This window comes from Alcanivorax sp. HI0083 (genome assembly GCF_001635175.1).
This window is the reverse complement of sequence record NZ_LWFX01000501.1, coordinates 1-408: the sequence shown is the minus strand read 5'-3', so window position 1 is coordinate 408 and position 408 is coordinate 1. Positions and strand designations below refer to the sequence as shown.

The following is a 408-nucleotide window of genomic DNA, read 5'->3' as shown; positions in this document are numbered from 1 at the left end:
GCAAACGATAAAACGCTGGTACCACATGCTCGGTTCGCCGCGTTATTTCTATACGTTCAGTTCTGCGCTACTGCCGTGGCTGACGCCCATTGCGCTGCTGGTGTTTACCGTGGGCATCGTCTGGGGGCTGGCGTTTGCCCCCAGTGATTATCAGCAGGGCAACAGTTACCGGATCATCTTTATTCATGTGCCTGCGTCCAGCGGTGCGTTGATGGGCTACATGGCCATGGGCGTGGCGGGCCTGGTGGCCGTGGTCTGGCGAATGAAAATGGCCGAAGTGATGATGAAGGCCATTGCCCCTTTCGGTGCGGCCCTGGCGGCCATTTCCCTGGCCACTGGCGCGCTGTGGGGCAAGCCCACCTGGGGCACCTACTGGCAGTGGGATGCCCGCATGACCTCCATGCTGAT

Annotated in this window: 1 protein-coding gene; it reads left to right on the top strand. The window is 60.3% G+C overall.

What is annotated here, in order from left to right:
• Nucleotides 1-408, top strand: a 408-nt coding sequence (ccsA, locus tag A3754_RS05150; RefSeq protein ID WP_197468475.1) for a cytochrome c biogenesis protein CcsA, incomplete at both ends; no start/stop codon positions are given.